The 14046-nt window shown below is 42.1% G+C and carries 15 protein-coding genes; 10 read left to right on the forward strand and 5 right to left on the reverse strand.

Annotation, left to right across the window (positions count from 1 at the left end; all coding sequences use genetic code 11):
* Positions 1 to 11 precede the first annotated feature (11 nt).
* On the forward strand, positions 12 to 905 hold the full coding sequence (locus HG267_RS29300; RefSeq protein WP_045871194.1) for a pirin family protein: 894 nt from the start codon (positions 12 to 14) through the stop codon (positions 903 to 905).
* Positions 895 to 1305: a hypothetical protein gene (locus HG267_RS29305; protein WP_228045775.1), complete on the forward strand. Its 411-nt coding sequence runs from the start codon at positions 895 to 897 to the stop codon at positions 1303 to 1305. Before HG267_RS29300 ends, HG267_RS29305 begins: the two co-directional genes overlap by 11 nt.
* 175 nt (positions 1306 to 1480) lie before the next feature.
* Here HG267_RS29305 and HG267_RS29310 read toward each other — a convergent pair whose 3' ends face one another.
* The 3 genes from HG267_RS29310 to HG267_RS29320 all read right to left on the reverse strand — a co-directional run bounded on the left by HG267_RS29310 (position 1481) and on the right by HG267_RS29320 (position 4796).
* On the reverse strand, positions 1481 to 2362 hold the full coding sequence (locus tag HG267_RS29310) for a hypothetical protein (protein WP_045871195.1): 882 nt from the start codon (positions 2360 to 2362) through the stop codon (positions 1481 to 1483).
* Positions 2363 to 2579: 217 nt separating this feature from the next.
* The gene (locus HG267_RS29315) at positions 2580 to 3173 is read right to left on the reverse strand and encodes a DUF1517 domain-containing protein (RefSeq protein ID WP_045871196.1); all 594 of its coding nucleotides are present in this window, start codon (positions 3171 to 3173) and stop codon (positions 2580 to 2582) included.
* A gap of 57 nt (positions 3174 to 3230) precedes the next feature.
* On the reverse strand, positions 3231 to 4796 hold the full coding sequence (locus tag HG267_RS29320; protein ID WP_045871197.1) for a pentapeptide repeat-containing protein: 1566 nt from the start codon (positions 4794 to 4796) through the stop codon (positions 3231 to 3233).
* An 82-nt stretch (positions 4797 to 4878) separates the two neighbouring features.
* Between HG267_RS29320 and HG267_RS29325 the strand changes: the two genes are divergently transcribed.
* The 5 genes from HG267_RS29325 to HG267_RS29345 all read left to right on the forward strand — a co-directional run bounded on the left by HG267_RS29325 (position 4879) and on the right by HG267_RS29345 (position 9767).
* Positions 4879 to 5718 (forward strand): prephenate/arogenate dehydrogenase, encoded by an 840-nt coding sequence (locus HG267_RS29325; RefSeq protein WP_045871198.1) that lies wholly within the window; start codon positions 4879 to 4881, stop codon positions 5716 to 5718.
* Between the two features lie 236 nt (positions 5719 to 5954).
* A complete protein-coding gene (gene psbA, locus HG267_RS29330; protein ID WP_045871199.1) occupies positions 5955 to 7037 on the forward strand; it encodes a photosystem II q(b) protein in 1083 nt (360 codons plus the stop codon).
* Positions 7038 to 7197: 160 nt separating this feature from the next.
* The gene (locus tag HG267_RS29335; RefSeq protein ID WP_045871200.1) at positions 7198 to 7476 is read left to right on the forward strand and encodes a DUF1778 domain-containing protein; all 279 of its coding nucleotides are present in this window, start codon (positions 7198 to 7200) and stop codon (positions 7474 to 7476) included.
* Positions 7469 to 7993, forward strand: a complete 525-nt coding sequence (locus tag HG267_RS29340; RefSeq protein ID WP_045871201.1) for a GNAT family N-acetyltransferase — start codon at positions 7469 to 7471, stop codon at positions 7991 to 7993. Before HG267_RS29335 ends, HG267_RS29340 begins: the two co-directional genes overlap by 8 nt.
* 430 nt (positions 7994 to 8423) lie before the next feature.
* On the forward strand, positions 8424 to 9767 hold the full coding sequence (locus tag HG267_RS29345; RefSeq protein WP_063749832.1) for a PrsW family intramembrane metalloprotease: 1344 nt from the start codon (positions 8424 to 8426) through the stop codon (positions 9765 to 9767).
* Between the two features lie 159 nt (positions 9768 to 9926).
* Here HG267_RS29345 and HG267_RS29350 read toward each other — a convergent pair whose 3' ends face one another.
* Positions 9927 to 11339, reverse strand: a complete 1413-nt coding sequence (locus HG267_RS29350) for a carotenoid oxygenase family protein (protein ID WP_228045789.1) — start codon at positions 11337 to 11339, stop codon at positions 9927 to 9929.
* Positions 11340 to 11362: 23 nt separating this feature from the next.
* On the opposite strand from HG267_RS29350, the gene HG267_RS29355 reads away from it, so the two are divergent.
* The 3 genes from HG267_RS29355 (at position 11363) to HG267_RS29365 (ending at position 13480) form a co-directional block, all read left to right on the forward strand.
* Positions 11363 to 11521 carry a hypothetical protein gene (locus HG267_RS29355; protein WP_155539324.1) on the forward strand — a complete coding sequence of 53 codons (159 nt, stop codon included), beginning with the start codon at positions 11363 to 11365 and terminating at the stop codon, positions 11519 to 11521.
* A 91-nt stretch (positions 11522 to 11612) separates the two neighbouring features.
* The gene (locus HG267_RS29360; protein WP_045871202.1) at positions 11613 to 11984 is read left to right on the forward strand and encodes a hypothetical protein; all 372 of its coding nucleotides are present in this window, start codon (positions 11613 to 11615) and stop codon (positions 11982 to 11984) included.
* An 857-nt stretch (positions 11985 to 12841) separates the two neighbouring features.
* Complete coding sequence (locus tag HG267_RS29365; protein ID WP_045871203.1) at positions 12842 to 13480, forward strand: histidine phosphatase family protein; 639 nt, start codon at positions 12842 to 12844, stop codon at positions 13478 to 13480.
* A gap of 75 nt (positions 13481 to 13555) precedes the next feature.
* Here the strand turns inward: HG267_RS29365 and HG267_RS29370 are convergent, their stop codons facing one another.
* A complete protein-coding gene (locus HG267_RS29370; protein ID WP_235623069.1) occupies positions 13556 to 13975 on the reverse strand; it encodes a lysozyme inhibitor LprI family protein in 420 nt (139 codons plus the stop codon).
* Between the last annotated feature and the right edge of the window lie 71 nt (positions 13976 to 14046).

Genomic DNA, 14046 nt, shown 5'->3' on the forward strand with positions numbered 1-14046 from the left:
GGAGGAGATAAATGACAACTCAAATAGGAACGATGCGAACAGTCGCAGGAATCATCAATAGCGTACAAACCCTAGAGGGTGAAGGAATGCTTGTGCGTCGGCCATTTCCTAAAGCTACCTTTGGTGATTTTGACCCCTTTCTCCTCCTAGATGAAATTGGCCCGGTTGATGTCGAACCTGGTGCAGCTAAAGGAGCGCCAGATCATCCCCATAGAGGCTTTGAGACAGTCACCTATATTTTGGCAGGTTGCTTTGAACACAAAGATTCTCAAGGAAACGCGGGCAAACTTCATGCGGGTGATGTGCAATGGATGACAGCCGGATCTGGCGTTGTGCATTCAGAAATGCCAGAACAAGAACTGGCGCGTCATGGCGGCAGGATTCATGGGTTGCAATTGTGGGTGAATTTACCTCAGCGAGACAAAATGATCAAGCCGCGCTATCAGGAAATTCCAGCAGAACGTATTCCCCAAGCTCAAACAGCTGATGGTTTGGTGAGTGTCAAAGTCATAGCCGGAGAAGCACTAGGAGCGAAATCTAGCATCCAAACCCAAACTCCGATTATGTATCTACATTTCATAATTCAACCAGGAGCGATCGCAATTCAACCCATGCCAAAAGCATACAATGCTTTTACATATGTACTTGATGGCGAAGGGTTGTTTGGTGCAGAGAAGGAGCGTGCGGGAGATGGGCAAATGGTATTGTTTGCACAGGATGGTGAAGAAGTGGTGATTGCTAATCCCGCAAACGCAAATTCAGCATTAGATGTGCTGCTGATTGCTGGTGTACCGCTCAACGAACCAGTGGTTCGCTACGGCCCATTTGTCATGAATACTAAAGCTGAAATTATTCAAGCAATTGAAGATTATCGTAACGGGAGGATGGGTTCAATTGACTTCTAACACACTTTTACAAAGAATAAATCAACAGCAATTTTTACGTAATTTGCGAAACAAACTCCTCACTCTGCACTCCTGTTTGCTGGAGACAGAACGCATTGCTTACGAACAGGTACGTGGAAGAGTAACTAGTAACGAACTCCTACGACTGGTGATTAGTGATGAACAATTTGCTTGGTTACATCGCATCTCTGAGACGGTTGTACAAATCGATGAAATGCTAGCAGCCGATGAACCTCTAGCGCTGGAAGATGTCCAAAACCTGATTACCCATACCCGTAATCTGATTGTACCGTCCGAGGAAGGTAGTGCTTTTGCCAAAAAGTATTACGCTGCTCTCCAAACTGAACCCAGTGTTGTCATGGCACATTCAGACTTATTACAGCTATTAGCATCTAAATAATACCAATTCGTAATTTGTAATTCGTAATTCGTAATTATGAAACTCCAACAGAATCTTGACTAATTGTAGAGAATTGGTATCAGTGAAGAAAAAAAACCCGCCCTTAATTTCACTAAGGGCGGGTCTTTTTTTTCTTCAGTTTGGTTAAACTTTTCGCCAGGGAGAAGCGGTGAAATTAACGCCGTCTACCACCAAAAGAGGGCGCGCGACGAGAACGACCGCCACTACCGAAACTACTACCGCTAGGATTGCTTCTAGGAGATCTAGAACTATTAGAAGGTCTGAGTTGACTACCACCAAAACCAGAACCGCTAGGACGGCTATTTGTAGTAGTACGGCTTGGTGTGCTGCGTACTGTTGAGCCGCTAGGATATGTTCTTCTAATTGTGCCTGTACTACGGAAAACTGTACGATTTCTCACAGCTGCGGGTGGTTCATTGTAGCGACTACGGTAGCTAGAAACCGCTTGGTCATAGCTGTTACCGTATCCACCATAGCCAGTTAAAACTTGTCCGGGTTGATAAACAGGAGGTACATAGTACTGGGGTCTAAACAAGAGACTACCAATTGCCTGACCTGCAATATTACCAGCTACCGCGCCAGCAAAAGGAGCCCAGAAACTATTTTCTTGGCGGACTACAACCGTTTCTTGCCGTCCTGTTTGGGGATTAGTTTGTTGTTGGGTAACGTTATGAACGTACTCAATTTTAAAGTCTTCTGTTAAGTAGAGGCTGGGCTGGCCATTTTCCACTTTCAGATAACTTTTTTTACCTTCTTTAACTTCTTCATCCGTCAGCCGTGCCATTTGCAAATTCTCGGTGACAAATGTAGGTGGTTTACTGTTAATTAAAAACAGCGTGTACTCACCAGTACCATCATCATAGGTGGCTTGTTGTACTTGATACTGCCCATCACTCAGTTTGGTAGCCGTAGAGGTTTGGCTAACGTTCCTTGCTGGTGGTGTAGTTTCGTTTGAACTGCCGCAAGCAACAGAGGTCAAACATAAACTCATGGCTAATACCACGACTGTAAATCTACGCAGTATGTTCATGATCATTGCGCTAAATATCCTATCTTTGAGCTTAACAATTTCTCCCTAGTGGTTGTAAGTAGGGACTACCCAACCTGGGATTGGGGATTGGGGAGATGAGGGAGATGAGGGGGATGAGGGAGATGAGGGAGATAAGGGGAGAATTACCATTACCCATTACCCCTTACCCAATAACAAATAACAAATGACAAATGACAAATAACAAATGACAAACACCAAATGCTTACAAAGGTATTAATTCTGGATAATATTGCACCAGCTGATCGTTAGTGAGTTCATCACCTAATTGTGCTGGAGAGAAGTGTACTTGAACTGCCTGGAGTTTATTTTGGTAGTGCAAATTAATAAAGGCTTTTAACCCTTCTTTTAATGCTTGAACGTTGGATAAGTCTGTTTCTATTTGTGGGACTTCTCCTGTAAAAGCTACTGTAATCATCACAATAATGTTGCGTGTTACAGGTATGGATAAAGGGTCATTGAATCCAGAATCAGAACCTAAATCTAGGTCAGCACCGTATCTGGAAGCTGAATCACTAAATAGTTCATTGACATAATCTCCGGCTTCCCCTTCATTCCAAAATACATCGCCTTCATTAGCCGCAGAAAGCCAGTATTCATCATAGCGCAAAAGGGTTTCGCAGATTTCTACTAAGCCTTCTCCCAAAACTTGTAAGTCTCCATCTGCATCGATCGCTTCTCTGGCTGCACGATTGAAAACCCCTAAAATAGGTGCTACTTCTGACCCACCTAAATGCAAAAATAGACGACAGACAACATAACGAGTCCGTCCCATCATTTTATTAAAAGTATCACGCATTTTTATCCTCCACAAATTTATCAGTTTAAAAGTCAATAGTTATTTGACTGATAATTTTCAGTGTTCAATGTAATGAAAACTTTTAACAAAATCTATAACCATATTTAATGCAGGTAATATATTTTGGGCAGTTTCATTGGACATCTTATCAAAGAATGCAGCACTGCCATCTGACTGATTAATAAATCGTTTACCAAAATAGGGGTGATCGTACAAAATTAAAGTTTGGGCACTGGAATTGGTTAATATCGTCTGCGTGGGAGTTTTGAAGAAGCTAAGTTTTGCAGCTAACTCCAGAATTTTTTGCATCTCTCTAATTTTCTGGGACTCATTTTTAGCTTCCGCGATCGCAGCCCTTAATTGCCTCACCCGATGGGATGTGTTTAGACCCTGCTGAGATAGATCTTCGGTTTTAATCATATCTACCAGGTTGTCAATATTTTTTTGGGTAGCGATCGCATCCTGAAATGGCAAAATCGCAATATAAGCAATCGGTAATAATTCTTCGTCCCTATCTACTCGGAATGTAAACACCGTGCGGCGACGACCAATATCTGTAGCTGGGGGTAATTTCAGCCTGCGGTATTGGCGAGAAATTTGGTAGTAAGCACCAGCCAGGGCAAAGTTAGCTTCATGTTCTAAGGCTGCATCAACGATAATCCGAATAGTTGGTGCAGTTTCATTAAAAAAGTCCCCTGGGTCTTCAGAGTTGAACTTTTGGATAATGGAGCGATCGCCAGATGCGGAGAGGTCAACCCATTCACAAATTATGCCTTCGGTTTTTAAACCAAACCGGGAAGTCGCATAAAGCTTGGCTCCGGTTAATGTTGCACCTGTTAAGTCAGCTCCGATCCATTCCGCTTTGATTAATTTTGCCTGGGTTAAATTGGCGTGTACTAAGCTGGTGTTGGTTAAATTAGCATTGCTAAAGTCTGCTCCCATCAAGTTGGCACCACTTAATTTCGCTCCGCTTAAATCTGCCCAACTGAGGTTAGCCCCGCTTAAATCCGCCCAACGTAGGTTAGCACCACTTAAATCAGCGCCGCTGAGATTTGCACGGTTAAGATTTGCTTGTTTGAGTTCAGCTTCTCGTAAATTTGCCCCACTGAGATCTGCTCGCACCAAATCACTGGACTGGAAATTAGCCATTTCTAAGTTGGCTCCACGAAAACAAGTCCCGCGAAAGCTAGCTTCACTTAAATCGGCACCACGGAGAGTTGCTTGGCGTAGCGTTGCTTCTCTGAGGTCGGCGCTTTTGAGGTTAGCTCCAGATAGGTCGGCGCTACTGAGGTCTGCACGAATTAATTCAGCCCGAACTAACGAGGCTGCTTTCAGTTGAGCATGATTCAGGTTGGCGCGAATTAAATTAGCAACATTCAGATTGGCGTTATTTAAAATCGCTCTGGTGAGATTCACACCACTTAATCTCGCCACATTGAGGGTAGCATTGCTCAAATTAGCTTGGCTGAGATTTGCACCACTTAAATTAACTACACTCAAGTTAGCTTTACTAAGATTTATACCACTGAGTTTGACACCACTTAAGTTAGCTTCCGCTAGGTCAACACCAGTAAAATCAAACACTCCAGCAGCGTACTTTTGCAGTAATTCTTCTATATTCATAAATGCTACCCCTGAAATGCCAACTTTAATAGTGAGTAAAGAATGGAGAAAATATTGAACAGACAAACTAACAAAATCAAAAATGAAAATTGGGATTTTAGGACTCGGGCTAATTGGTGGATCTTTGGGCTTTGATTTGCGATCGCAAGGTCATGAGGTTTTAGGAGTGAGTCGGCGTGAATCAACCTGTCAAAAGGCAATAGCTTTGGGTAGCGTTGATCGGGCCGCGGTAGATCTGAGTCTCTTTGCTACGGCAGACATTGTATTTATTTGTACACCTATAGCTCTTATTGTTCCCCAAATTCAGCAGTTAATTGAGCATCTGTCTGCGGCTACCATAATCACTGATGTTGGTTCTGTCAAAGCTCCCATTGTGAATGCGATCGCGCCTCTGTGGGAAAATTTTGTGGGCGGTCACCCGATGGCGGGAACAGCCGATAGCGGTATTGAAGCCGCACAACGCCATTTATTTGTTGAGCGCCCTTATGTACTGACACCAACCAATACCACACCACCCCAAGCAACTGCGGTAGTAGAAGAAATTGTGCGATCGCTTGGGTCTAAAATCTACCATTGTCAGCCAGAACAACATGACCGCGCTGTCAGCTGGATTTCTCATTTACCTGTAATGGTCAGCGCTTCCCTAATTGCAGCTTGTCTGGGTGAAACTGACCCCGCAGTTTTACAACTGGCGCAAAATTTAGCCAGTTCCGGTTTTCGCGATACCAGCCGCGTCGGTGGTGGAAATCCAGAGTTGGGCGTAATGATGGCACAGTTCAATCAGCAGGCATTGCTGAGTTCACTACAACAATATCGCCATCAGCTTGATGAAGTGATTCATTTAATTGAGCAAGAAAATTGGACAGCATTAGAAGCGAAGTTGCAGTCCACCCAAAAAGCGCGACCAGAATTTGTGGAATAAATAGCTAACCAATAGTAAACCAGAGATGGAAACTCTTGATGGCTGTGGAATTTGAGAATTTTACTCCCTGCTTTTTGAGTCAGATTTTTGACCTCTATATAAGTAAAACTAATCACTTGTATTACTTTTCTACAAGAATTAGTACTTGATTAACTTTTGTAAATGAGTGTAAAGTAAGTTTACAGACAAAAACAAACCTGTCTGATTCATAAAACACTAACCGCATTCATAAAACAATGACAGCAACCTTACAACAGCGCTCTAGCGCTAACGTATGGGATCGCTTCTGCGAATGGATAACCAGCACCAATAACCGTCTATACATCGGTTGGTTCGGTGTCCTCATGATCCCAACCCTACTAGCTGCAACCGCTTGCTTCGTAATCGCCTTCATCGCAGCGCCTCCAGTAGACATCGATGGTATCCGTGAACCTGTTGCAGGTTCCTTAATCTACGGAAACAACATCGTCTCTGGTGCAGTTGTTCCTTCTTCCAACGCTATCGGTTTACACTTCTACCCCATCTGGGAAGCAGCTTCCTTAGATGAGTGGTTGTACAACGGCGGCCCTTACCAATTGGTAATATTCCACTTCTTAATCGGCGTATTCTGCTACCTCGGTCGTGAGTGGGAATTGTCTTACCGCTTGGGTATGCGTCCTTGGATCTGCCTAGCATTCTCTGCACCAGTAGCAGCAGCAACAGCAGTATTCTTGATCTACCCCATTGGTCAAGGTTCCTTCTCTGATGGTATGCCTTTGGGTATCTCTGGTACCTTCAACTTCATGATCGTGTTCCAAGCAGAACACAACATCCTCATGCACCCCTTCCACATGTTGGGTGTGGCTGGTGTATTCGGTGGTTCTTTGTTCTCCGCAATGCACGGTTCTCTAGTAACCTCCTCCTTGGTTCGTGAAACCACCGAGAACGAATCTCAAAACTACGGTTACAAGTTCGGTCAAGAGGAAGAAACTTACAACATCGTAGCTGCACACGGTTACTTTGGTCGCTTAATCTTCCAATACGCATCCTTCAACAACAGCCGTTCTCTACACTTCTTCTTGGCTGCATGGCCAGTAGTCGGTATCTGGTTCACCGCATTGGGCGTAAGCACAATGGCGTTCAACTTGAACGGTTTCAACTTCAACCAATCAGTGATTGACTCTCAAGGTCGTGTAGTTAACACCTGGGCTGATATCATCAACCGCGCTAACTTGGGTATGGAAGTAATGCACGAGCGTAACGCTCACAACTTCCCTCTAGACTTGGCTGCTGGCGAGCAAGCACCTGTTGCACTAACTGCTCCCGCAATTAACGGTTAATTTCTGAGACGAAAGTAATAGCTTCTCTGTGAATTGAAAGCGCCCTCCCAATTGGGAGGGCGCTTTTTAAATTTCTATTTTCTTGAGGCAAATTTATCCTCTTGTCAGGACAATGTGTGTATGCTAATTTAGCTGTAAAAGGTAATATCTAATCTAAATTATGAGTAACTTATTTGAGCCTAGAACTGAACGGATTGATATCCGTACTAGTGCTATTGTCAAAAAAATGTTGCAGCAAGCTGCTGCGGCAAGTCATAAAAATGTTAGCGAGTTCTTGTTAGAACACGGTTTAATTGCTGCTCAAGAGGCTTTAACAAATCGTAAGCTTTTTGTGCTTGATGATGAGCAATGGCAAGCTTTTCAAGATGCACTTGACTCTCCATCAACAGAAAAACCTCGTTTACGTCGTTTATTAACGGAGCCAAGCGTATTTGAGTAATTTCTCATCATTAAACAACTTATATATTGATAAGTTATCTGCTTCCCATAATGTTCAAAACTTTGATTGTGGAAAGCCAGCTTTAAATAATTTCTTAATTAATTATGCATTGCAAAATCAACAGTCTGATAGTTCAAAAACTTATGTAGCCTGTTTGGATAATACTGTAATTGGTTACTATACTTTAACTGTAGCCTCTGTTGTTCATCAAGATGCGCCACCTCGAATTACCAAGGGATTGCCAAAATATCCTATACCTGTAGCATTGTTAGCTCGGTTGGCGGTGAGTAAAGATTTTCAAGGGCACAGAATAGGAAGCGGTTTATTAAAAGATTGCCTCAAACGTGTCAATGCAGCAGCAGATATCTTAGGTATTCGGGCTGTGTTAGTTCATGCTCAAGATGATGAAGCGTTGAGATGGTATGAACATTTTGATTTTGAAGTAAGCCCTACCGATCCTTTACATTTATTTTTACTGTTGAAGGATATTCGGAAAATGTTAGCTAATAATTTGTAATTTGTAATTGTAGCTAAAAAGCAAGCTGATTAACCAACGAAGATATCACAAAAACATGATATTTTTCTATATTTTTATATCTACCATAATAAGATTCAGCCCCAATTACTACAGTTTTATTATTATCACTAATTTTTAATAACTAAGAGTTCTGGGGTAGAGAACTTATTAATTGCTTAATCTTGAAGTTCCAAAGTTTTGAGAAACTTCACCCAAGGCTAATTATAGTTTTCGTATCGGTGCTGAAGGCTACAAAATACAATTCATCATCAACCGTAAATCGCCTGCATAGGTTAAAAACCTTGATTTTGAGTCAGCCCACGTCTTAATTTTTCGTTATTATTTTGGCATTAAAAATTTTAGGCTATGCTGGCGGTATAAAAGTTATGTATGTTTTATGACTGCATAAATAATATATTACTGAAACAATATGGAACAGTCAGATCCTAGAGAATTAGCCCGCCTGGGAAATTTAGAGGCGATCGCAACCTTAGTCAACCGCGCACTGCAAACACAAGGAATCACTGCTAAAATTAATCTTGCGGATAGCTGTTTGCAAATATTACTGCAATCTCAAAGGATTCCCAATCAGCAAGTTTCAGTAACGTTGATTGAGCGAGAGTTGAAACTGCTGAATGCAGATTTTGCGAAAACTGTCAGAATTTATGGACGCGCCGCAGGTAGTGAAATTCCCGCTTGGACTCAAGAATTTGCTTTGCAGCCAACAGCAACAACTAATAAAACAGATAGCACTGTTGTGCGATCGCCAATTACTAATAATCAAATATCATCGAAACCTAGCATTGCTTCACCTCGCTTCAGCACCGATTTTCTCTACCAGCACATCGATACCCTAGAGTTTTTCCAAACGCTGCGGACTTTTCGCTTTTCTGCGGTTGTTCCTTATCGCGAAGCACTCAGTCCAGCTTTGTATGGTCACACAAGTGTAAAACTACTACTATTTTTCGGCTTATTTCCCTTAGCTGTTAGCTTTATTTTCAACCGCACAGGGTTGCACGTAGGACTAGAAAAAACTGCTTGGGTGTTAGGTGTCTACTACGCTTCAATTTGGGGAGTTGTTCTGCAAAATTTAATCAGACCAAGGCATTTTTCTTGGCAAGAGATATTAAAATGCATTGCTTTTACAGTGTTTGTAGGTATCCCACTTTTACTATTTATTCAAAAATTTCCTTTATTTAGTTTTTTATATGCTGCTACAGATTGGGGATTAATTCCCCGATTGATTGGCTTTATTTTAGGTGTAGGTATTTTAGAAGAAGTATGTAAAGCACTACCAATTTACATCTTCTTTTTACGTCGTGGTCAATTGTGCGATCCGCTCACATTCGCATTTTATGGCACAATGTCGGGACTAGGATTTGCAATTTCTGAAGGTGTTGTTTACTCTGCAGTTTATGCCTTTGGTTTAGTGCAAGGTGAAATAGATATTAGCGCTTATGTTTTAACTAATACGATTAGATTTGTCTGTCTTCCCTTATTTCATGCTATCTGGGCAGGAATTACTGGTTATTTTCTAGGATTAGCCGCAATTAACCCTTCGCGCCAAGGTGCGATTATTGCCATTGGCATTGCGATCGCAGCAGTATTACATGGTCTTTATGATACCTTTGCTGGTGGTTTGTTAGGTCTTGCTGTTATGGCATTTTCAATTTTATTATTTGTTGCTTATCTTCAACACAGTCAACAAATGATAGAAGATTTACGAGAAGCAGAATTAAATAGAAGCAATCAGGAACCACATAATAATTCGTAATTCGTAATTTGTAATTCGTAATTGAAGATAAATAATATTGACGCATTAAAATTAATTTCAATACTGTATATCTCTTAGAAAATTAGATATTTAATCAAGATTAATTCAAAAAGTTAGAGGCACAACATTGTTGTGCCTTTTCAATAGTCTCTACCTCACCTATTTTGAATCTGCTATATTTTCCTCAGAAATCCAAGTACCATGAAATCCATAAGGTACACGTTGAGGAATGATGACCCGTGCTACAGGTTTATCTGTAATATCTTGAGCATTCACTACGATTAATTCAGAAGTTTCTGAGCTTTCATCGTAAACAAAAGTAATTAGCCAGCCATCATCTTCAGTAGTTGCTCCCGGACGTGGTGCAAATACAGCTTCACCACCATAGCGTCCCTTACCAAATTCATAAGTTTGAGATTTCCCATTGCTGAAGTCGTATTTAATTACGCCTTCAAACAGAGGTAAGGGAGTATTCGCTAACTTACCAGTGTAGCCATAGCGGGTTTGTCGCCCTAATAAGTTTTCGTTGACGCGGGGAAATTCCGCCGCCACATCATCTAATTGTTGTTCGCGCACAGTTCCGGTTTTGAGGTTAAACCGCCATTGATGCAAGCGGGGAATATTACCATCTGGGTCTGCTTGGTTATCTGTATCCACTAAGACAGTAGTAGAACTCATACGACAACCTATCAATATTACTTCGTCGCCTTCTTCATAAGCATTTAGGGTGTGGAAGACGTAGCAAGGAGAACTTTCAAACCATCGGATATTACTATTGTCGCCGGAACGTGGAACAACACCAAAGCGACTCGGGCGATCGCTCTCAAACATCAGCATCGATTCCCCACGATATAATCGTTCAGCGCTGAATGTTAGCGGTAAATCCATGAAAATCGTATAGTTTTCAGTAATGGCAAAATCATGCATCATCACTGGCACAGGTATTTCAATGGGCACTGTTGTTAACAACTCCCCGGCGGCGGAAACTCTGCTGTATTGCAGATATGGCGGTGCGGCGGAGTAGCCAAAAAACATCATCTCGCCTGTAACTGGATCTACCTTGGGATGAGCTGTGAAAGCAGAAACCAACTTACCGTTATAGGTATACTCGCCAATTGTGTCTAACTCAGGTAGCGTGATGCTGTGAGGTACACTACCTTCATTCAGCGCCAAAAACTTGCCCGCGTGCCAAATTAAAGCAGTATTACCAGTATTTTTATAAGGGCCATAGGGATTATCCATCTGGGGTGGTTCCATAAACCCCGACCAAATAGCCTTTCCCGCTTCGTTTTCCATTTTCCATCCCCTAGTTTGCACATAGCGATTGCGATAAGTAGCTTTACCCTCGCTAATATGCACACCATGTAACATTCCATCACCATCAAACCAATGGTACTTACCAATAGGCGGCCATTGGGGATTAGGGCCATTGCGGACAAACATCCCTGCTAACTCTGGCGGTAATTGACCAATAACTTGCAAGCTATCTGTGGTAATTTCTTGACGCACTGGTGCAAAATTGCCATCCAGATACGGCTCAACTGCTGGCGTGGAAATTGTGTGAGTTGTCATAAAAAGCAAATGCGATCGCGGCATTGTATCCTATTTATTTTAGCGATCGCTTTGAAAGGTATGAGGAGGCAGGGGGAGCAGAGGAAGCAGGGGAGAAATTTCCATTACCAATTACCAATTACCAATTACCAATGCCCAATGCCCAATGCCCCATGCCCCATTCATTGATAGAGTTAACTTAGCGATCGCTACCCTAGTCTTTCAAAGTTGTAATATTTACGTTCTCTGACATGAGAATACCCTTAAATGGAATATAAGTACTGGAAAAATCTCATGGCTGACCTGAATGGTACTTGGCTAGGAACGTACTGGCAACAAGGAGTGCCCAGCCGCTTTGAAGCAGTCTTTGTTCAAAGTGGCAATGCTCTCAGTGGCTCAATTTTGGATGACAATTATTTAGGAGAAGCCCAAATCAGTGGTGAGGTTAATGGGCGTAGTATTAGCTTTACTAAGCGGTATTTAATCACCTCTCCTGCACCAATTAAATACATTGGCACTCTCTCGGAAAATGAAGATTATATCCAAGGACAATGGAATATTGGTCGTCGTTTCTTTGGCCCTTGGGAAGCGCGACGCAGTGGAGACAATCTGATGGCTGAGTTAAACACTCGGATTCAAAAGCAGATTCCCCAGGCGACGGGGTGAGGGGATTGGGGATTGGGGACTGGGGACTGGGGACTGGGGACTGGGAGAAATAAGAAACACCGAACACTTAATACCAATTTGAAAAAAGGATGCGACAGATTGTAGGGGCACGACAGTGCCCCTACGTGTCAACTTAAGCTAAAAGCTATATAGGACGGGCGTTGTACAAAACTTTCGCCCTCATCCCCTAACCCCTTCTCCTGGGGGAGAAGGGGAATTAAATCTCTTGCTCCCCTCTCCCGGTGGGAGAGGGGTTGGGGGTGAGGGCAAAAACCTTGCTACAAAGCGGGTTTCGCGTTAAGTTGACACCAATGGGCAGTGCCTTGCTCTTACAATTATCTGTAACTCACCAACTTGCAATCTGCTGTATACAATAACATTGCCTGCATAGGCGATCGCTTAAACTTTAACCCTTAATGCTCAAGGTTTAAGGCTTAATGCTCAAGGTTTAAGGCTTAATGCTCAAGGTTTAACCCTTAATGCTCAAACTTTAACCCTTAATGCTCAAGGTTTAAGGCTTAATGCTCAAACTTTAACCCTTAATGTTCAAACTTTAACCCTTAATGCTCAAGGTTTAACCCTTAATGTTCAAACTTTAACCCTTAATGCTCAAGGTTTAACCCTTAATGTTGTAAGAAAACTAAAGTAGAATCAAAATTTTGGGCATCTTTAGTCATCTTGAGATGACTTTTTCTATGAGACTAGGAATTCATTCCTAGCCAGGCTATGGGTTTCGCATTAAGTTGACACAGATGGGCAGTGCCTTACCCTCTAGAATATTATTGATGTGATATGTTGCCAACATTACTTGATTTGGTATCAGACTAAACGCCAAACGCCAAAAAAGGAAAAATATTTTGAGCTTAACTCTTTATTTTCTCCGTCACGGACAAACGGAATGCAGCCGAAATAATGCTTTTTGCGGTTCGCTAGACTCTGAATTAACGCCAGAAGGTTTGGCAATGGCTAAGGCTTTTGCTGCTGCATATAGTTCTACCCCTTGGAGAGCAGTTTTTTCTAGTCCGATGCGGCGGACTGTGTTGACAGCAGCGCCTCTTTGTGAATTATTAGATATCCAACCAGAACTGCGGGATGGTTTAAAGGAAATTAATTATGGTAAGTGGGAAGGAAAACCACCAGAAGTCATTAGCCAAGAATATCACGATGATTATCTGCGTTGGTCAGCAGATCCCGCATGGTACGCGCCAACTGGTGGAGAAATGGCAATTACTATAGCTCATCGTGCTATCCAGGTAATTGAAGAAATCAAGCATCTTTATCAAAGCGGTAATGTTTTAGTCGTTTCTCACAAAGCAACTATCAGAATTATCTTGTGCAGCTTATTGGGTATTGATGTCGGACGCTTCCGGTATCGTATTGGTTGCCCGGTTGCTTCGGTGAGTGTTGTAGAATTTAGCTCTCACGGGCCGCTGTTGCGTTCTTTGGCAGATAGGACTCATTTAGATGAGCATTTACGGAATTTACCAGGAACTTAAATCTTGGTTTAATTTTGCTTGTTTGAATTTTCTGTTTCAATATATTTACTTAAAATATCAATGTATCTGTATCCATCACTCTCCAGCAAACTCTCTTAATTCAGCAACCCGTGAAATATTTAACTGCATTGGACAGTATGAGTACATTGGTGACCCAACATAAGCTCCAGCAAGCTTGCAATGACTATCTCTATAGCTCAACCAAAAGTTTTGAGAAAGTTCAAACTGTTTCGCATCTTGGGGCTGCTGAGAAGCAATTTGGTTATAAATTTTACTGTAAAGTTGATTAATTTCCTGCTCCGAAGCCTGAAACGTTTGGCGCGAACACTGATCCACTGAGCTATTATTCGTAACACCAGCGGACTGCAAGCACTTGCTATACATCTGTTGATAGTCAACTTTATTTACAGGAGCAGCCTGTGCTACACCCGAAAAAAGTAAAATACCAACAACTATTCGCTTCAGCATCAACAGCTCCTGAATTTTTTCATACACTAAATTTTTGGGATATTGTTAATATCCGCTTTATATACCAGTTGTCGTACTAGAGCTGCTTACTGTTCCCA

It is taken from the genome of Tolypothrix sp. PCC 7601 (genome assembly GCF_025677855.1).
Lineage (GTDB): Bacteria > Cyanobacteriota > Cyanobacteriia > Cyanobacteriales > Nostocaceae > Aulosira > Aulosira diplosiphon.